The sequence below is a fragment of the Phytoactinopolyspora limicola genome, from assembly GCF_011320225.1.
Taxonomy (GTDB): domain Bacteria; phylum Actinomycetota; class Actinomycetes; order Jiangellales; family Jiangellaceae; genus Phytoactinopolyspora; species Phytoactinopolyspora limicola.
The window spans coordinates 526,450-543,666 of the sequence record NZ_JAAOEN010000004.1 but is presented as its reverse complement, the minus strand read 5'-3'; the positions used below and the strand labels follow the sequence as shown (position 1 = coordinate 543,666).

17 protein-coding genes and 1 pseudogene are annotated in these 17,217 nt (G+C 66.7%); 6 read left to right on the top strand and 12 right to left on the bottom strand.

Features of this window, described 5'->3' with window-relative positions; translation table 11 throughout:
* The first annotated feature begins 58 nt into the window (after positions 1–58).
* From G8760_RS13895 to G8760_RS13885, 3 genes are read left to right on the top strand one after another with little or no spacing between them, the layout of a single operon-like run.
* Positions 59–1,348, top strand: a complete 1,290-nt coding sequence (locus tag G8760_RS13895) for a hypothetical protein (RefSeq protein WP_166351955.1) — start codon at positions 59–61, stop codon at positions 1,346–1,348.
* Positions 1,345–1,995, top strand: a complete 651-nt coding sequence (locus G8760_RS13890; protein ID WP_166351952.1) for a flagellar basal body-associated FliL family protein — start codon at positions 1,345–1,347, stop codon at positions 1,993–1,995. The genes G8760_RS13895 and G8760_RS13890 overlap by 4 nt, the downstream gene beginning before the upstream one ends.
* Positions 1,992–3,137 carry a hypothetical protein gene (locus G8760_RS13885; RefSeq protein ID WP_166351950.1) on the top strand — a complete coding sequence of 382 codons (1,146 nt, stop codon included), beginning with the start codon at positions 1,992–1,994 and terminating at the stop codon, positions 3,135–3,137. Before G8760_RS13890 ends, G8760_RS13885 begins: the two co-directional genes overlap by 4 nt.
* A gap of 68 nt (positions 3,138–3,205) precedes the next feature.
* Here the strand turns inward: G8760_RS13885 and G8760_RS13880 are convergent, their stop codons facing one another.
* The 4 genes from G8760_RS13880 to G8760_RS13865 all read right to left on the bottom strand — a co-directional run bounded on the left by G8760_RS13880 (position 3,206) and on the right by G8760_RS13865 (position 6,668).
* Entirely contained in the window at positions 3,206–3,796 is a 591-nt protein-coding gene (locus tag G8760_RS13880; RefSeq protein WP_166351947.1) for a DUF2867 domain-containing protein, read from the bottom strand.
* A 23-nt stretch (positions 3,797–3,819) separates the two neighbouring features.
* Positions 3,820–4,431: a TetR/AcrR family transcriptional regulator gene (locus G8760_RS13875; RefSeq protein WP_166351945.1), complete on the bottom strand. Its 612-nt coding sequence runs from the start codon at positions 4,429–4,431 to the stop codon at positions 3,820–3,822.
* 158 nt (positions 4,432–4,589) lie between these two features.
* Positions 4,590–5,630 carry a glycoside hydrolase family protein gene (locus tag G8760_RS13870; RefSeq protein WP_166351942.1) on the bottom strand — a complete coding sequence of 347 codons (1,041 nt, stop codon included), beginning with the start codon at positions 5,628–5,630 and terminating at the stop codon, positions 4,590–4,592.
* 90 nt (positions 5,631–5,720) lie between these two features.
* Entirely contained in the window at positions 5,721–6,668 is a 948-nt protein-coding gene (locus tag G8760_RS13865) for an NAD(P)-dependent alcohol dehydrogenase (protein ID WP_166351940.1), read from the bottom strand.
* 87 nt (positions 6,669–6,755) lie between these two features.
* Here G8760_RS13865 and G8760_RS13860 point away from each other — a divergent pair, with 87 nt between their 5' ends.
* Together G8760_RS13860 and G8760_RS13855 are read left to right on the top strand one after the other, a co-directional pair.
* Positions 6,756–7,421, top strand: a complete 666-nt coding sequence (locus G8760_RS13860; protein WP_166351937.1) for a TetR/AcrR family transcriptional regulator — start codon at positions 6,756–6,758, stop codon at positions 7,419–7,421.
* Positions 7,422–7,554: 133 nt separating this feature from the next.
* Positions 7,555–8,088: a hypothetical protein gene (locus G8760_RS13855; RefSeq protein WP_207782334.1), complete on the top strand. Its 534-nt coding sequence runs from the start codon at positions 7,555–7,557 to the stop codon at positions 8,086–8,088.
* Positions 8,089–8,099: 11 nt separating this feature from the next.
* On the opposite strand, the gene G8760_RS13850 is transcribed toward G8760_RS13855, so the two are convergent.
* The 8 genes and pseudogenes from G8760_RS13850 to G8760_RS13815 all read right to left on the bottom strand — a co-directional run bounded on the left by G8760_RS13850 (position 8,100) and on the right by G8760_RS13815 (position 16,181).
* A complete protein-coding gene (locus G8760_RS13850; RefSeq protein ID WP_166352138.1) occupies positions 8,100–8,837 on the bottom strand; it encodes an ABC transporter permease in 738 nt (245 codons plus the stop codon).
* Positions 8,818–9,795, bottom strand: a complete 978-nt coding sequence (locus G8760_RS13845) for an ABC transporter ATP-binding protein (protein WP_166351935.1) — start codon at positions 9,793–9,795, stop codon at positions 8,818–8,820. The genes G8760_RS13850 and G8760_RS13845 overlap by 20 nt, the downstream gene beginning before the upstream one ends.
* Positions 9,792–10,505, bottom strand: coding sequence for a winged helix-turn-helix domain-containing protein (locus G8760_RS13840; RefSeq protein WP_166351932.1), 714 nt, complete (start codon positions 10,503–10,505; stop codon positions 9,792–9,794). Before G8760_RS13840 ends, G8760_RS13845 begins: the two co-directional genes overlap by 4 nt.
* 186 nt (positions 10,506–10,691) lie before the next feature.
* Positions 10,692–10,958, bottom strand: coding sequence for an MbtH family NRPS accessory protein (locus tag G8760_RS30840; RefSeq protein ID WP_166351930.1), 267 nt, complete (start codon positions 10,956–10,958; stop codon positions 10,692–10,694).
* A gap of 24 nt (positions 10,959–10,982) precedes the next feature.
* Positions 10,983–11,339: an amino acid adenylation domain-containing protein gene (locus G8760_RS13830; RefSeq protein ID WP_166351928.1), complete on the bottom strand. Its 357-nt coding sequence runs from the start codon at positions 11,337–11,339 to the stop codon at positions 10,983–10,985.
* 157 nt (positions 11,340–11,496) lie between these two features.
* A pseudogene (locus G8760_RS31120) lies at positions 11,497–11,877 on the bottom strand (AMP-binding protein); the annotation flags it as partial.
* 51 nt (positions 11,878–11,928) lie between these two features.
* On the bottom strand, positions 11,929–13,365 hold the full coding sequence (argG, locus tag G8760_RS13820; RefSeq protein ID WP_166351926.1) for an argininosuccinate synthase: 1,437 nt from the start codon (positions 13,363–13,365) through the stop codon (positions 11,929–11,931).
* 494 nt (positions 13,366–13,859) lie between these two features.
* Positions 13,860–16,181 (bottom strand): ATP-binding cassette domain-containing protein, encoded by a 2,322-nt coding sequence (locus G8760_RS13815; protein WP_166351924.1) that lies wholly within the window; start codon positions 16,179–16,181, stop codon positions 13,860–13,862.
* Positions 16,182–16,500: 319 nt separating this feature from the next.
* Here G8760_RS13815 and G8760_RS13810 point away from each other — a divergent pair, with 319 nt between their 5' ends.
* Complete coding sequence (locus G8760_RS13810) at positions 16,501–17,208, top strand: RraA family protein (RefSeq protein ID WP_166351922.1); 708 nt, start codon at positions 16,501–16,503, stop codon at positions 17,206–17,208.
* The last annotated feature ends 9 nt before the right edge of the window (positions 17,209–17,217 follow it).

Sequence of the window (17,217 nt, the reverse complement as noted above, 5' to 3'; positions counted from 1 at the left end):
GCGGGGGCGGGGGTGGTCCCGTCGTGCGAGATGGCCGCGCTGCCCTTAGGCTCTGCTGGTGACCGTAGCCCTCACCGCACGAACTGGATCGGTGGCCCGTCGCCTCCTTCCATCGGCGACCACCCTGGTTGTTGGATGCGTGTTCGCAGCTGTGCTGGCCGCCCTCGTCGCCCCCGGTGCGGCGGCGACGCCGGCCAGCGACGAGCCGCCACCCCACGCCGCGACCGTGGACGAGATGGTCGAGCAGCTGCGCGCCGACCCCGTCCTCGTTCAGCCGTCGATGGGTATGGGCGACACCCGGCTAGCCCATGAGGTGCTGAGCCAGGCCGTAGCGGACGCCGGGGTGCCGGTCTACGTCGTGCTCGCGGAGATGCCGGAGGAACTCGCCAGGATGGAGCGGCCCGCCGAGCAGGTAGCCGTCCTCTTCCGGGAAGCATTGGGCGACGGCATCTACCACGTGGATTTCCTTGAGGGGTCGTCGTATACGGGTGCCTGGGGAGTCCCGGACGAGCTCGATTTCCGCCCCGCGTACATCGCCTTGAGAGCCGCCGAGCAGCGCGCTTCGGGTGAATACCCGCGGCCGTCGGCGCTGTTCGAGGCGGTCCTCGTGGTGCAGGCGGCCGTCACCCCCGGGGCGGAGCTGCCGTCGTCCGTTGTCGACGAATACGCCAGCCAGCCGTGGGCGTTCCTCCCCGAACGCCTCAAACCCATCGCCGACGCCAGAGCCGACCGCTGGGTGGCGACCCTCATCGTGGTGACGGGGGTGCTGGTCGCCGGCCTCATCATCACGGCGGGGATAGCCCGGGCCAAACCGCTCGCGCGGGGCCGCTCGGCAGCGCGGCCTCCCGCCTACGAGGCGGTGCCGGACGGCCTGGACCGCCGGGTCCACAAACGCCTCGGTGGCGTGCGGCGCCGTCGTGACGCGTTGTCTGGTGACGAGCTAACCTCGCCGGCCGGTGAGCGGGCGACGTCGGCGATCGAAGCGGCGGAGCGGGTGATCGACACGGGCGACGAGCTGGACCTCGTCGGAGCCGACGTGCTCACGCGGATCGCGGACCGCGAGATCGACCGGCTGCACGACCCCGAGCGCCGCCGTTACCAGCCATGTTTCATCAATCCACTGCATGGCGAGGCGAGCGACACCGTCCGGCTGGACGGCTCCTCGATCGACGCACCGGTCTGTTCGGCGTGCGGCCGGCGGCAAGGAGCGTTCCTGTCCACCCGTAAGCGGATGCGGGGGTGGGAGCCCTACGTCGACACCTCTACTGTCTGGGCACGCACCGGCTACGGCGCATTGGTGGGAGATCTGACCGAGCAGGTCTTGGCGGATCGGAGCGTGCGCCGATGAGGAAAATGATCATTGGGACGGTGGCCACTCTGGTGTGTGCGGTCCTGGGTGGAGCTGCCGCCTGGGGGGTGATGTCGTCGAACCTTCCGGATGAGACGGCGACGACAGAGCGCGCTCGGACCGCCGCCGACGCGTTGGGGGAGTCCAACGTCTACGTCGACCCCGGTCTTGACGGCGCTTTCACCGACGACGAGTTAGCCCGGATCGAGGCGGCAGCTGCCTCGTCGGACCCGGAGGTGTTCGTGGTGGTCTGGCCGGAGAGCCGGCAGGCCGGTTACCGGTCCAGCAGCGAAGTGCTGCGGCAGATCGGCTTGCGATTGGCTCGGCCCGGGGTGTACTTCCAGGTCAGTCCAGGTAGTGCGTTGGACAGTGTGGATGTCGGGATCGACGGGGAACGCTTCTCCGTCTACGAAACCCCAGACGACGAATGGTCGAGCCGCCGCGAAACGACGCTCCTGCTCGACAAGATCGAGGAAAACGACGGACGTAATTACACACTCGGTGAGAGCACCGAAAGCAGCGACTGGGGAGGTACCGCAGGTGTCGTCTCGGCGGGTCTGCTCCTTGGACTGTTCGGCGGAGGGTTGGTTGGAGGCGTCGGCCTCGCCGGCTGGTTCCTCGCGCGGCGACGGAGGGCGGCACGGTGAGTGATGCTGACGTGTTCGAGCCGGATCCGGCGGTCATCGCGGCTGACCTCGCCGACGACGGGGTCCACGTAGACCCGGCGTTGGACGGTGTGATCACCGATGACCAACTGGCCCAGATCACAGCTCTGGTGGCCGACGCGGACTCACCGATCTTCGTCGTCGCGGTGCCATTGGCGCACGGCGCCGATCTGTCGCCGAACCAGCTTGTCACCCTGGTGAACCGGGAGCTCCAAGAAGACGGGACGTTCTTCGTGTCTCGTGGCTCGGTCGAGTACAACTGGTCGCTGGAGTCCACCAGCTACGGTGTGCGTTCCGACAATTCGGACCTGTTCGCGCGATCGGTGGCGGCCGACCGTTACCCGAGTGACCTCGGCTTGCAGGTGCGCGACACGCTGGAGATCTATACCAGCGGCGAGGCAGAGGCTGTGTACTTCGAGCATTTCCCGGATCGGGCCGAGTCGGGCACGGCGCAGAGCTCCGGGGACGGTGAGCCCACCCAGGTTCTCGGTATGGACGTGCCCGTTGCCATCGGGGTTGCGGCGGTGCTCGTCGCGGTCCTGGTTGGCCTACATCGGCGTCGTCGCCGCCGGCTAGGCGTCCGGCTGAAGCGGAGGGCGTTGCAGCGGATCTCGTCGGCGCAGACTCTGGAATGGCGACGCCGCGCCGAGGCCGAGTGTGCGGCGCTCGGCGAGCGGATCCGGGAGCTGGAGATCGACCAACGCTCGGACAGCACCGCGTGGGGTGCCGCGTTAGACCACTACCAGGCCGCGACCGCCATCCTGGACCGGTCCGAGGAGGCGGCCGACTCGATCGGGGCGATGGTGCTCAGCCGCCGGGGCGACGATGCCCTCGAACACGCCGTGGCCGGTCGGCAGTGGACACCGACGGTTGCCTGCTTCTTCAATCCGTTGCACGGTCCGGCCACCACCACAGCGCCGTGGGAGACGAGTGCGGGAAGCCGGGAGGTGCCGTGCTGCCGCGCGTGTCGCCGCCATATCGGTCGCCGCCGCGAACCCGAGATCCTCGACCTGCCCACCGAGGACACGGTGGTGCACTACATGGACTCCGGCGCGGAGCCGTGGGCGTCGACCGGATTCGGGGCGCTCACACCGGACCTGCTCAACCATCTTCACCACCGCTGACTCCCCGGTTCCCCTTCCCCATGATCATTGGCTTTTGACCACCGAATTCGGTGGTCAAAAGCCAATGATCATGGGGAAGGGGAACCGGGAGCCGACCAGTCACGCTGGAAGGCGCGGAGGAGCGCCGGGTAGACGATCAGATACCGGATGGGTTTGATGGCTGCCATGTAGACCGACCCGAGGGCTCCATTCGGTTTGACCAAGGCCGCCATTTGACCGCGATGTCCGCCAGCACCGTCCGGTACCCAGGAGAGGTGGAGGATGGTGTGGACGGTCTTGTTGGCCAGTTCGGCCGCGTACTCGTTGCCGGTCAGGTACACCGATGCGAACGGGTGGTCGTCGCCGAGATCGGGGCGGGGTGTGGCACTCATGTCGGCCGGCAGCCGGTCGCGCAGGGAGTCGACCCGTGCGGCCGTGCCGGTGCTGGGTTCGTCCCAACCGAACCAGGTGCCGAGCCTCCAGCGCGCGGCCCACAGAGCGCGCACGATCAACGGGGCACCGTCGGGAAAGGACAAGGACGCGAAGTTGGCGATGAGCCGGTGAAAATCGTCCGGTCCCCCGGGGGTGGGCAGTGCCCACACGTCTTCGACCCGGAAGTCGGGGGCGATCTGATGGATGCGCCACGGATGTGTGGTGTGGGCGGTGGCGGGCAGTTTCATGGTTGTGCTCCTCGAGGCGGATGTCAGTGCGGCGGAAGGCCGAGAACGCCGCGAACCGCCCGCTCGGCGAGGTCGATGTCGTGGGGTGCCTGGCCGGCTAGTTCGATGGCGACGGCCTCGAGCGCGGTGAGTAAGGCGTCGGCGGTGGTTCGGGCCGGCGGTCCCTGGGGGATGGAGCCGTCGGTCCGGCCGGCCTCGATGAGGCGTGCACAGTCGGTGACGATGTGATCGATGCTCTCGGCGATGAGTCGGCCGACCGGATGGTCCTGGCTATCGAACTCGATCCGCAGGTTGAGCAGAACGGCGGCGACGTCGCGCCGGCAGTAGATAGCGTGGTTGCGGGCGAGAGCCAGCAGCGCGTCGGCGGGATTGCCGTGATCGGTCAAGACCTGTCCGACCTCGGCCGCCCAGGTCTCCTTCACCCATCCGACAACCGCCAGCACCAGCTCGTCTTTCCCGGCGAACTGGTGATAGAGGGCGCCGCGGGTGTATCCGGCCTGCGTAGCCACGCGCTCGAGTGACAGGTTGGCGTACCCGTGTTGGGCGATGCCCCGCGCGGCGGACTCGAGCAGGGCGTTGCGGCTGCGTATGCGGCGCTCGGCCTGAGTCAGCCGGGTGTGCTGCTGGGTTGTCATGTCGCACTGTCCCAAGAAATAGATACGTACAGATATGTATGTAACTGTAGCACTCGGGTTCCCAATGGTGGTGGGCCGTGGTGGCGTCGCGGGTCGACGCGGGTTCCTGGCATGCCGACGTGCACTCCCGAGGCGGTCGAGGATGGGTGCGCCGCTGGTCAGGGGGTCGGTTGTGGAGCGTCCCTGAGGGCGACGAACTCGTCGGGGCCGAACTCGTCGCCGGGAAACACGCAGAAGCCGGCGCCGGAGCCGGGCCAGGTCGTGGCCGCGGTGAGTGCGTCCCGGAATTGTGGTGAGCCCGGGGAGATTCCCCAGCCGTCTTCGGTGGCGGGACCCTGCACCATGGCGACAACCGGCGCGCCGCCTGGTGTCCCGGTCGTCGTCGCCTTAACGTCCGCACTGACCGAATCCAGCCAGCTCACCGGCCGTTGCAGGGCGGCGTGATAGGTCATGGGCAGGAGTAGGTCGACGATCTCGGCCAGCGCTCGAGTGTCTTGGCCGACGACCTCGCGTCGCAGGCGGTCCGTCGTTGGCACAACGAACGCACCGGTCCAGCGTCCCGCCGCGGCCACCACGTCGCCCAGCCGTCGGCAGGCGTCGTTGACGACGTCGCACCGGAATTCGATCCACTGCTCGGCGAGGTGATCGCGGACGGCCGCGGCGGCCTGAACTGGGTCGCCTGGATCGACGGCGAGGTGCGGGCTGTCGTCGCGCCCGTCGAGGTACGTGTTGAACCGGGCCAGGGTGATCGGGTCGAACGACGATCGCCGCCAGGTGGCTCCCGGGCGTAGTTCCCGCTCCCAGTGACATGGCCAGCGGATGAAGTCGAGGAGTACGCCGTCGGTGTCGGTGTGATCGAGGACGGCGGACAGCTCCGCGGCCAGCGCTTCTAGGTAGCGTTCGCTCGTCGGGATCACGCCGTGATACCAGCGCATCGGCTCGAACACCCGGCCATGGTCGTCCACCGGCCGCAGCTCCGGTGGCACGTCGGAGGGTAGGGCGTGATCGATGAAGCAGCCGAACGAACCTACGAGGCGGATGTTTCTGGCCCGGCACTCCGCGGCGAATCGACCTGTGGATGCCCGCAATTTCGTCACGATCGTGTCGATGCCGGAGTCTGCGAAGGTGTCTAGCCGGTCCATGAGTTCCCGCGCCGACCAGCTCTGCACTCCGACTGGCCGGAGGTAGACCGCTCGCATCTCGCCGATCGTCCCTGGATATTTGGATTTTGCCTCCCGGATCCGGTAGTCAAAAGCCAATGATCATGGGAGGGGTGGGGGTGGGGGAGGTTAGGGGTGGACGACGATGTTGCCAACCTTGCGGCCGCTGTCGACTCGGCGGTGCGCAGTGGTGATGTCGTCGAGGCCATAGACCTGTTCCAGTACTACGGTGAGCTGTCCGCCCGCGACGAGCCCGAGGAGATGTTCGATGTCGGCGACGCGTTCGGGTGCGGTACCGGTGACGACGTTGCCGCGGGCTCGGATCATGTCGGCCAGGCCCGCGACGACGAGCAGCAGCTTCCCTCCAGGCGCGAGTAGCCGTCGGCCGGACTGGATGGTGAGGTTGCCGACGGTGTCGAGGACGACGTCGAATCGGTCGGTGACGGAGGCAAGGTCATGTTGGGTGTAGTCGATGACTCTCGCCGCCCCGAGATCGGCGACGAGATCGGCGTTCGAGGTGCTGGTGACGCCGGTAACCGTCGCGCCGAAGTGGGCGGCCAGTTGGACGGCGTTCGTGCCGATCGCCCCGGAGGCGCCGTTGACCAAGACGGACATGCCGGGCTCGACGGACACCTTGTCGCGGAGGAAGAACAACGCCGTCGTGCCGCCGAACAACAGTCCGGCGGCATCCTCATGGGTGACCGCAGCCGGCTTCCGCGCAAGCTTCGTGGCGGGGACGGTGACGTATTCGGCATGTGCGCCGAGCTTCGTCCCGGTCATGCCGCACACGTCGTCACCAGGGGCGAAGGTGTGCACGCTGGTGCCCGCCGCGGCTACCTGGCCAGAGAATGCGCCGCCGAGAATGGTTCGTCGAGGCCGGAACATGCCGAACATCAGCCGGGCGAATATGGCGAATCCGGTGGGGAAGCGGGCGGCGCGGATGCGTGAGTCGGCGGAGGTCACGGCTGCCGCGGAGACCCGGACCAGCACCTCGTCCTTGCGTGGTGTGGGGTCCGGCAGGTCAACGATACGGATGACGTCGGGGGCGCCGTAGTGGTCCGCGATTGCTGCCCGCACGAGAATCTCCTTACAGGTGTATGGCTATCGAGACAACGGTAGCCTTACATCTGTAAGCTGACAAGGCTCGCACGAGAAAGGATCACGATGCCGAGACGACCAGCGCTCACTCACGACCGCATCATCGAGGCTGCGGTCCGGGTGGCCGACGACGGCGGCCTGACCCAGGTCAGCATGCGCAACGTCGGCAAGGAGCTCGGCGTCGAGGCGATGTCGCTCTATCACCACGTCGCCAACAAGGATGCACTCCTCGACGGCCTCGCGGACTGGGTCTTCACCCAGATCGAGCTGCCCGGGCTGCAACAGCCGTGGCGACCTGCCATGACCGAGCGGGCCGCTTCGGCCCGTCAAGCTTTGGGGCAGCATCCGTGGGCGCTGGGGCTCATCGAATCGCGACGGGCGCCCGGAGCTGCCCTGTTGCGACATCACGACACCATGCTGGGATGTCTGCGGCACAACGGGTTCTCGCCGGCGCTGGCAGTACACGCTTTCTCGGCCGTCGATGCCTACATCTACGGCTTCGTATTGACCGAGTTGAGCCTACCTTTCGATGTGAGTGGCGGTTTCGAGGAGTTCGTCGACGAGGTCCAGCCCACGCTGCCGCGCGATACATACCCACATCTCGTCGAGCTGATCACCGACCACGTTCAAGGGCAGGGGTACTCGTTCGGCGACGAGTTCGAGTACGGGCTCGGGCTGATTCTCGACAGTGTCGAGGTGCGTCTCGCGGATGAGTTGGCGGCCGGTCGGTAGTCGTCATCCACTAACGGCGGCGGCGGGTATTGCCTCACGAAGGGGGGTCCGCTCTAGATACATGCATTCGTGTCTGTATGTTAGACGTGTAGCGATCACCGCGACACGATGCGGCACACGAAGGGAGCCACGGATGGGTACACAGGACAAGGCGGGCCCGGCCGATGCGGACCGCGGCGCCACCCGTTTCGCCGTGCGCCGTCAGCAACCGATCCCCGAGGAGATCAGCAGCCTGTGCACTCTGGCGAAGGTCGACTATGTTGATGTCTTCACGCTCAGCTGGCCGCGTATGAATAGCTGGTCACCCGAACAATGGGCGCGCGCGATGTTGGGCGACGTTCCGGATCGGGCTGAGATCTTCATCTGGCGGGTCCTGCTCCGTCTCCAACTAGCCAGCGGCGTCTCGGCTGATCATGTGGCTGGGTGGGCTATCGCCGACCGCGGTGACGATTGGCTTCGGCTTGAAGCGGAGTCGTGGTTCATACGTTCGCAGCTGGTGGTCCGGGTCGGCGCCGACGACATCTCGCTGGCGACGTTTGTGTATTACGACCGCATCCCGGCCGCGCTGTTGTGGAGGCCGATGTCCGCGGTGCATCGGCGGTTGGCGCCTGGCCTCTTGCTTGGGGCATACCGCACCCTCACCGGAAGGTTGGCAAGCGGGGAGTGAGGCGGCGGGCCTCAGATGCGTCGCGTCATAACGCGGGAGGTGATCGCCAGGCCGATAATCGCCCAGGCGACGAGCACGACGAACGGGAGCAGTGGCGTCCCGCCAGCGGGCACGTCGATGGTGTCGCGGATGGCTTGCGCCATGTATTGGAACGGCAACCAGTCGTGGACCGTTCTGGCCCATTCGGGCAGCCGCTCGGCCGGGTAGTTGACCGGGGCGAACATCAGCGCCGCGATCATGACGATGTTCGTCACCAGCCCGACGAGCACCGGCTTGACGGTGTACGCGATGCAGTACCCCACCGCCACGCTACCGGCGCTGACCAGCGGGACGGCCAGCACTAGCCATGGGCTCATCGATACCTGGAGGTCGAACCGGAGGATGGCGACGAAGAGGGTCGCCACCAAGCCGGGCAGGGCGACCAAGATCCAGATGGTGGCATCGGCGGCGAGCATGGCCAGCCTGGGGACCGGCATCGACCGCTGGTAGTCCAGCAGTCCACGCTCCTTCTGCTGCGCGACGATCTGGGGGGCGAGCACCGTTCCGACGGTGATCAGGGAGACGGTCATGGCTCCGGTCGTCAAGTAGAGCGCGGAGACGGCGTCGATCTCCGGGATCAGCAGTGAGAAACCGATGACGATGCCCGATGCGATCACCGTCTGCAAGGCCAGGAACACGGGAATCTCGGCCCGCATCCGTAGGGCGTTCCACTTCAGCAGGAGCTTGTAGCTATGTAGCCAGGAGCGCATCGTCACTCTCGTCCACGTTGTCGTCGGGAGACCCGACGAGGCGTATATAGATGTCTTCGAGGCTGACCGGATTGAACGAGAACTCGTCGATCCGGCCGGTTTGCTGGTGGCGCTGCGCCCATTGCAGTGCCGTCGCGCAGTCGTCGGCGGCGACGGGGGCGATCATCCGCCGGCCGATCGCGACGGCGGAGCGGGCGTTGTCGAACTCGTGCGCCAGGTCTTGTGCCACGGCGTGGCTGATCGCGGCCGCCTCGAGGCGGAGTTGGTGAGCGTGTTCACCGCGCAGTTCGGTCGGGGTGCCGTGGACCACCACTCTTCCGTGGTCGAGGATCGCCAACCGGTCGACGGTGCGTTCGGCTTCGATGACGTTGTGGGTGACCAAGAGGACCGCACATCCCTGGTCGGCCAGTTCGCGCACCTGCGCCCAGAGCAGGCGGCGACGGACGGGGTCGACGTCGTTGGTTGGTTCGTCGAACATCGCCAGCCGGCCAGGTTCGGCGGCGGCCATGGCGAAGGCCGTCAGACGTTGTACTCCGCCGGACAGCTTCTCGCCTTTGGTGTCGGCCCACGGCTCGATGTCGAGTGCGGCCATCAGGTCGGCAGTGCGCCGACGTGCGTCTCGGCGGCTGGCGCCGCGGATCCGGGCCATCAGCTCGATGGCCTCTTTTGGTGTGACGCCGTCCAGAGGTGCTTGAGACTGTGGCTGCATCGCGCACATCTTGCGGGCATACGCTGGGTCGGCGACGGCGTCCCGACCGTTGAGGGTGATTTTTCCTTCGGTGGGTTTGGCCAGGCCGACCACCTGGTTGAGCAGGGTAGTTTTGCCGGCCCCGTTGTGCCCTAGTAGGCCGTAGACGTCGCCGGCGGAGATGGTCAGCGAGACATGATCATTAGCCCAGACCTTCTTGTGATAGATCTTCGTGACGTTCTCGACGTCCAGAACGGGTGCGGCGCTCATCTGTCCTCCGTGTTCCTGGGGGTGACCCGTTCTGGGTGGTCCGGGTCCGGGCCCGGTGAGTGAACCGGCTGGTGGGGGATGAGCCAGGTGACGAGTCGTACGTGCCGGGCGCCGGCGGGACGGGTGGCCGGATCGAGCCGATCAGCCTGGGGGATCGAGTGCCGAGCGAGAAGTTCTTTGAACTCGGTCTGGAAGGCTGCCATCTCGTCTGCCGTCAACCAGGCGTGACTGTTGAGGGCGAAACTCGCGTCCCGCCATTGCTCCGGTTCGTCTCGCCGGGTGCTCTGCCAGGCGCGGAGGACGGCGATCTCCCGGCCCAGCATGACTTCGTCGGCGGCGTCGATGGCATGCGTGAGCTCCGGGGTGTCGTCGGAGGTTGGGCCAAACGAGGTGGGTTGTGGGATGACGCGCCAGCGGCGCTGCCGACCCGGCCCCGTGCCGGCCTCTTCGATGAATCCGTACCGGTTGAGTTGCCGCAGGTGCCATGAACAATTGGCGGGTGACTCGTCGCCGAGCTGCTCGGCCAACTCGGTAGCGGTGGACGGGCCGTTGGTGATGAGTAGTTCGAGGATCGCCAGGCGGACGGGGTGGGCCAGGGCTCGAAGCTCCGCCGGATCCCGGAGTTCACGCGGTTCCGCGAGGGTGGCTGGAGCCGGGTCTGGCTCGGCCGTGGTGGTGGCGCTCGCCTCTTGGGGACCGTCGTCGATCATGTCTCGAAGGATATCTTTTGAAGGAACTCTTTCGCAAGACCCGTTTCGACGTGCTCGGTGGTCCCCGGTGATCCCTCTCCCCTCTCCCGGTGATCGTTAGCGGGTTGGGGGGGGCAGAGGGGCCCCCAACACCAACAACGAAACAGCGACGGCGGGGGTGGCCCCCCCCCCCCCCCCCCCACCCCCCTACCCCCCCCCGGGCTTGGAGGGAGAGGGGAGAGAGGAGAGAGGAGAGGAGGGAGGGGGCAGGGGGCAGGGGGAGAGGGCGTCCCGGACGCTACGCGGGAGGATGTCGGGCCAGATACGGTCGATCTCGGCCAGACACTCGTCACGGGTGCCGGTGAACCCGACCTCCGCCCAACCCGCCGGCAGAGGCCGCCCCTCGGTCCACAGCGAGTGTTGGTCCTCGCCATTGACCACGGCGGTGTAGCGGATGTCGCCGATCTCGTTCATGCGACCTCCAGGGGACCTCGGGATCTACGGTGATCGGGAAGGTTCGGCCGGCTCGACCCGGAGCCGGGCGCGGAGCGCACGTTTGTCCGTCTTCCCGTTGCTGTTCAGCGGCCAGTCCGTCACCTGGACCACGCGGTTCGGCTGCATGTAACTCGGGATGTGCGCGGACAGGAACTCGCGGACCGCCGCGGTGAGATCGTCGCCGGGTCGGCCGGGCACCGCCAACGTGATGTGTGCGCCCAAGACGGCATGGTCGTCCACCCATGCGGCGGCATGCAGGATTCCCGGGTGTTCCCGGGCCCAGGACTCGATCTCGCCGAGTTCGATCCGGAACCCGCGCACCTTCACCTGATCGTCGTCCCGGCCGAGGAAATACAACACCCGTGGTGTCCCGCACCACCCGATCGCCGGTGCGATAGATCCTGCCGGCCACCGGATCGTCGACGAACGCGGCGGCGGTCAGCCCGGGCGCGTCGACGTACCCTTCGGCCACCCCGCTCCCGCCGATCCACAACATGCCGGGTTCACCGGCCCGGCATTCATGGCCGTCGTCGTGGCGCACGTAGGCCTGCTCACCGGGCAGCGGCGAGCCGATGGCGACGCCGATCCCGCTGATCCCGCCGACATCCGTGACCTTGTACATCGTCGAGTAGATGGTGGTCTCCGTAGGTCCGTAGGCGTTCCAAAGAATCGCGCCCCCGGACAGCAGCACACGTGCGAGGTCGGCGTCGAGCGCCTCGCCGATGGTGATCACCAACACGTCGCGCAGACTGTGGGAGTTGGTCGAGGTCAACAGCCGCAACCAGGTCGGAGTCTCGGTGATCCAGCCGACGCCGTGATGGTGCATCAGCGCCGCCACCGCGTCGGGGTCGGCCCGCTGTTCGTCGTCGGCGAGGATGAGGGTGCCACCCGTAGCCAAGGGAAAGAACAGCTCGAAGATCGATACGTCGAAGGTGAATGGAGTGGTGGCTTAGTCGTTGCCGGACTCCATCGCGGCCCGGTCAAGCAGCTCAGCCGGGTCGACCTCACCGCGGGAGGCGATGGCTTCGGCGCCGCCTTGGTGGACCTCGCCGATCAGCTCGGTGGGTGTGGTGCCGAGGAGTTCGGCATGGGTGGTACCCACCATGCCGAGGCCCGCGTACTGTTCGAGCCTGGCGCGGGAATCGGCGATGTCGAGGTTGCGCATGGTGAGTTGGCCGATGCGATCCACCGGGCCGAAGGCGGAGTCGTCGGTACGCTCCATCGACAATTTGTCGGGGTGATAGCTCAGGGCGGGGCCGGTGGTGTCGAGGATCGAGTAGTCCTCGCCGCGGCGCAGCCGGAGGGTCACCTCGCCGGTGATCGCGGCACCGACCCAGCGTTGCAATGATTCACGCAGCATCAGAGCCTGGGGGTCGAGCCAGCGTCCCTCGTACATCAACCGCCCCAATTGGCGGCCGGCGGCATGATAGGTGGCGACGGTGTCCTCATTGTGGATGGCGTTGACGAGGCGCTCATAGGCCGCGTATAGCAGGGCCATGCCGGGTGCCTCGTAGATACCTCGGCTCTTCGCCTCGATGATCCGGTTCTCGATCTGGTCGGACATCCCGAGGCCATGGCGGCCCCCGATGGCGTTGGCGGCCAGCACGAGGTGGACGGCCGAGCTGAACTTCTCGCCGTTGATGGTCACCGGCCGGCCTCGCTCGAAGCCGATGGTGACGTCCTCCGGGGTGATCTCGACGGCCGGGTCCCAGAACCGGACTCCCATGATCGGCTCGACCGTCTCGATACCGGTGTCCAGGTGCTCGAGGGTCTTGGCCTCGTGAGTGGCTCCCCAGATGTTCGCGTCGGTGGAGTAGGCCTTCTCCTCGCTGTCACGATAGGGCAGGTCGTGTGCGAGCAGCCAGGCACTCATCTCTCGCCGGCCGCCTAGCTCACCGACGAAGGCCGGGTCGAGCCACGGCTTGTAGATGCGCAGGTTGGGGTTGGCCAGCAACCCGTAGCGGTAGAACCGCTCGATGTCGTTGCCTTTGAACGTCGAACCGTCGCCCCAGATCTGGACGTCGTCCTCGAGCATGGCTCGGACGAGCAGCGTGCCAGTGACGGCCCGGCCCAGCGGCGTGGTGTTGAAGTAGGTGCGCCCGCCGGAGCGGATGTGGAAAGCCCCGCAGGCCAGGGCGGCCAGCCCCTCCTCGACGAGGGCGGAGCGGCAGTCGACCAGGCGGGCGATCTCGGCCCCGTAGGTCATGGCGCGTTCCGGGACGGTGCCGATGTCGGCTTCGTCGTACTGTCCGAGGTCCGCGGTGTAGGTGCACGGCACCGCACCCTTGTCGCGCATCCACGCCACCGCGACCGACGTATCGAGGCCTCCGGAGAAGGCGATGCCGATCCGTTCACCGGAGGGCAGAGAGGTGATCACCTTAGACACATGCAATATTATGCACGCCTTCGCATGTTCATGCAATTCGCTGGGGTCGTGCCGCCAAGGTGGACACTCTGGCGCGTGCCACGCTGCCTTCACAGGTGCGGCACTACCGGTGTCGGCCACCAGCCATGCCAAGTGATCGTTGCCGGATCCCTGCCTTCACCCCAGGTGATCGTTGCCGCCTTTGTGTCGCCATAGCGACCCAATGTGGGGTTCGATCACCGGGAGGTAGGGCGCAGACCTGGCAACGATCACCGGGAGGTAGGGCGCAGACCTGGCAACGATCACCGGGAGGTAAGGGCACAGACCTGGCAACGATCACCGGGGAGGGTAGGGGCAGGCAGCACCCTCAGCGGCCGCGCGAGTAGGAAGTCGTTGGGCTCGCGGAATCGGCCATGCCGGCTGATCGAAACTACCTACGTTGATCGTCAGTCGACGCACAGACCCCAGCGTCCGCCGCTGCGTCGAGGGTCCCTACTCACCCAGGTGCCGACGGGTCAGCCACCGAGGTATTGCCGTAGATGGTGCGCGGTGAGGGTATCGCCCCGCTCGATCAACTCGGCTGGTGTTCCGGTGAACACGATCTGCCCGCCGTCGTGTCCAGCGCCGGGTCCGAGATCGATGATCCAGTCGGCATGGGCCATCACCGCCTGGTGATGTTCGATGACGATGGCGGTGCCTCCGTCGTCGACGAGCCGATCGAGCAGCGCCAGCAGTTGGTCGACGTCGGCCAGGTGTAGGCCGTTGGTGGGTTCGTCGAGCACGTAGGTGGACGCCTTCTCACCCATGTGAATGGCCAGCTTGAGGCGTTGCCGCTCACCGCCGGACAACGTATTCAACGGCTGCCCGAGGCGTATATACCCAAGGCCGACGTCGTTGAGCCTGGTCAGGATGGTGCGAGCAGCGCGTTCGGTGAAGAACTCGCCGGCTTCGGCCACCGACATGTCGAGGACCTCACTGATGTTCTTGCCGCGCAGCTGGTATGTGAGGACGTCGGGGGTGTATCGACGGCCCTCACATTCTTCACACACGGTGGCGACCCCGGCCATCATGGCCAGGTCCGTATAGATGACTCCGTTGCCCTTGCAGTTGGCGCAGGCGCCGGCGGAGTTGGCGCTGAACAGGGCTGGCTTGACGCCGTTGGTTTTGGCGAAGGCCGCGCGGATCGGATCCAGCAGACCCGTGTACGTGGCCGGGTTGCTGCGCCGCGACCCACGGATGGGTGATTGGTCGACCGCGATGACCCCGTCCAGGCCGGCCACCGAGCCGTGGATCAAAGAACTCTTGCCCGAGCCGGCCACGCCGGTGACCACGGTCAGCACACCCAGGGGGATGTCGACGCCGACGTCTTTGAGGTTGTGCAGCGTGGCACCGGTGACCGACAGGTGCCCGCTGGGCTCACGGACCTTCTCCCGAAGGGTGATCCGGTGATCGAGGTAGCGGCCGGTGAGTGTTCCGGACGCGCGCAGCCCGTCCAGCGACCCGGCGAAACACAGCTGACCGCCGTTGGTGCCCGCCCCCGGCCCGAGGTCGACGACGTGGTCGGCGATCTGGATCACTTCGGGTTTGTGCTCCACCACGAGTACGGTGTTGCCTTTGTCGCGCAGCCGGCTCAGCAGGTCGTTCATCCGTTGGATGTCGTGGGGGTGCAGGCCGACGGTAGGCTCGTCGAACACGTAGGTGACGTCGGTGAGGCTCGAGCCCAGGTGCCTGATCATCTTGACCCGTTGAGCTTCACCTCCGGACAGCGTGCCGGACTCCCGATCGAGGCTGAGGTACCCCAGGCCGATCTCCACCAGCGAATCGAGGATCTCTCCTAGCGCGCGGACCATGGGGGCAACCGAAGCATCGTCGATGGCCCGAACGAACTCGACGAGATCGCTGATCTGCATGGACGCGCATTCGGCGATATTACGCCCGTTGATCTTGGAGGAGAGTGCCGCGGAGTTGAGGCGGCTACCGCCGCACGCCGGGCAGGCGGTGAAGGTGACCGCGCGGTCGACGAACTCGCGGATGTGCCGCTGCATCGACTCGCGATCCTTGCTCAAGTAGAGCCGTCGGACCTTGACCAGCAGCCCCTCGTAGGTGACGTTGAAGGTGCCTTGTTTCACCTTCGTCGACGGCTTGTGGAGGAAATCTTCCCACTGCTGTGGGGTGTAGTCCTGGACCTTGATATCCGGGTCGACGAAACCGGAACGAGCGATGGTCTCCCAGTACCAGGTGCCCACACCGAAGCCGGGTACGGTGATCGCACCATCGTTCAGCGACTTCTCGACGTCGACGAGCTCCGACACATCGACGTCGGACACCTGCCCCAGGCCCTCGCACTCGGTGCACATACCTTCGGCCTTGTTGAAGCTGAACGCCGATGAGGTGCCGACGTGCGGGCTGCCGGCGCGGCTGAAGACGATCCGCAGCATGGCGTGTGCGTCGGTGGCGGTGCCCACGGTAGAACGGGCATTGGCCCCCATCCGCTCCTGATCGACGACGATGGCGGCGCTGAGATTACGCAGCCGATCGACGTCCGGCCGGTTGACCGGAGCCATAAAGGACTGGATGAAGGCGGTATACGTCTCGTTGATGAGCCGTTGCGATTCAGCGGCGATGGTGCCGAACACCAGCGACGACTTGCCAGACCCGGACACGCCGGTGAACACGGTCAGCCGCCGCTTGGGGATGTCGAGCGAGATGTCGGTCAGGTTGTTCTCGCGGGCTCCCCGGACCTCGATGACTTCGTGGCTGTCCGCGAGGTGCCGACGCTGGACCGTGGTGTCGACCTCCGAAGACGAAGGTTCGGTGCCGGGAGCGGCGGAGGTCATGGAAATCTCCTTGCTGGTGGGTCGAGTTGCTGGTGGGTCGAGTTGCTGGTCTCCACCGGCATCATGGCCGATGCCGGTGACAACGTCGGCGAACGCCGGACGGCGTCTCCTGCAGGGTGAGACGTGTCGGGGTGCGGAAAGGTATCGGCGGTGGGGGCGATTTTTCACCTCTTGAAGGCCGGACTACCGATCATAGGTCGACGCGGTCCTCCCGAGGTGGTGCCGCGTGGTGTCCGGAATGGTGGGGCATCCGGCCGGAACATGGCGGCGCGGGCGGATCCGGGCGGGCAGAATTCGTCCTGACGAGGAAAGGACACCTATGGACCATGACGATCTCCGCGCCCGGTTCGCGGCACTGACCACCGCACACATGGCTGACGGGTGTATCCGCGCCAACCTCCCGGTACGGTGTGCCCCGGCCGCGGTCCGCCCGATGACACCCGGCAGCCGGCTGGTGGGTCCGGCCCGCCCGGCGCGCCACACCGGCAGTGTCGACGTCTTCCTCGAAGTGTTCGATCGCGGCGCCGACGGTGGTGTGCTGGTGGTCGACAACGGCGGGCGCGTCGACGAGGCCTGTGTCGGTGACCTGGTGGTCTTGGAGGCCGCGGCGGCCGGGGTCGTGGGCATCGTGATCTGGGGCCTGCACCGCGACACCGCCGATATCGACGGTATCGGGCTGCCGGTGTTCAGCCTTGGGGCGACACCGACGGGTCCACTCCGGCTCAATCCGCTGCCCGCGGACGCGCTGGTGACGGCCGTCGTCGGGGAATGGCGGATCGGGCCCGACGACATCGTCGTCGGCGACGACGACGGTGTGTTGTTCGTCCCCGCGGATCGGGTCGACGAGGTGCTCACACTGGCCGAGGGGATCCGCGACACCGAACGACGCCAGGCCGAGCTGATCCGGGCGGGGACCTCCTTGCGGGAACAGGTCCGGTTCGACGAATACCTCGCCAAGCGGCGCGAACAACCGTCGCTGACGTTCCGCGAGCATTTGCGGGCGATCGGTGGCGCCATCGAGGAATGAACGGCGTGT

Coding starts and splice junctions, on each gene's coding strand:
- G8760_RS13890 (WP_166351952.1), top strand. CDS start 1,345: ATGAGGAAAATGATCATTGGGACGGTGGCCACTCTGGTGTGTGCGGTC.
- G8760_RS13860 (WP_166351937.1), top strand. CDS start 6,756: ATGCCGAGACGACCAGCGCTCACTCACGACCGCATCATCGAGGCTGCG.
- G8760_RS13850 (WP_166352138.1), bottom strand. CDS start 8,837: ATGCGCTCCTGGCTACATAGCTACAAGCTCCTGCTGAAGTGGAACGCC.
- G8760_RS13875 (WP_166351945.1), bottom strand. CDS start 4,431: ATGACAACCCAGCAGCACACCCGGCTGACTCAGGCCGAGCGCCGCATA.
- G8760_RS13870 (WP_166351942.1), bottom strand. CDS start 5,630: ATGCGAGCGGTCTACCTCCGGCCAGTCGGAGTGCAGAGCTGGTCGGCG.
- G8760_RS30840 (WP_166351930.1), bottom strand. CDS start 10,958: ATGAACGAGATCGGCGACATCCGCTACACCGCCGTGGTCAATGGCGAG.
- G8760_RS13840 (WP_166351932.1), bottom strand. CDS start 10,505: ATGATCGACGACGGTCCCCAAGAGGCGAGCGCCACCACCACGGCCGAG.
- G8760_RS13855 (WP_207782334.1), top strand. CDS start 7,555: ATGGGTACACAGGACAAGGCGGGCCCGGCCGATGCGGACCGCGGCGCC.
- G8760_RS13815 (WP_166351924.1), bottom strand. CDS start 16,181: ATGACCTCCGCCGCTCCCGGCACCGAACCTTCGTCTTCGGAGGTCGAC.
- G8760_RS13810 (WP_166351922.1), top strand. CDS start 16,501: ATGGACCATGACGATCTCCGCGCCCGGTTCGCGGCACTGACCACCGCA.
- G8760_RS13845 (WP_166351935.1), bottom strand. CDS start 9,795: ATGAGCGCCGCACCCGTTCTGGACGTCGAGAACGTCACGAAGATCTAT.
- G8760_RS13880 (WP_166351947.1), bottom strand. CDS start 3,796: ATGAAACTGCCCGCCACCGCCCACACCACACATCCGTGGCGCATCCAT.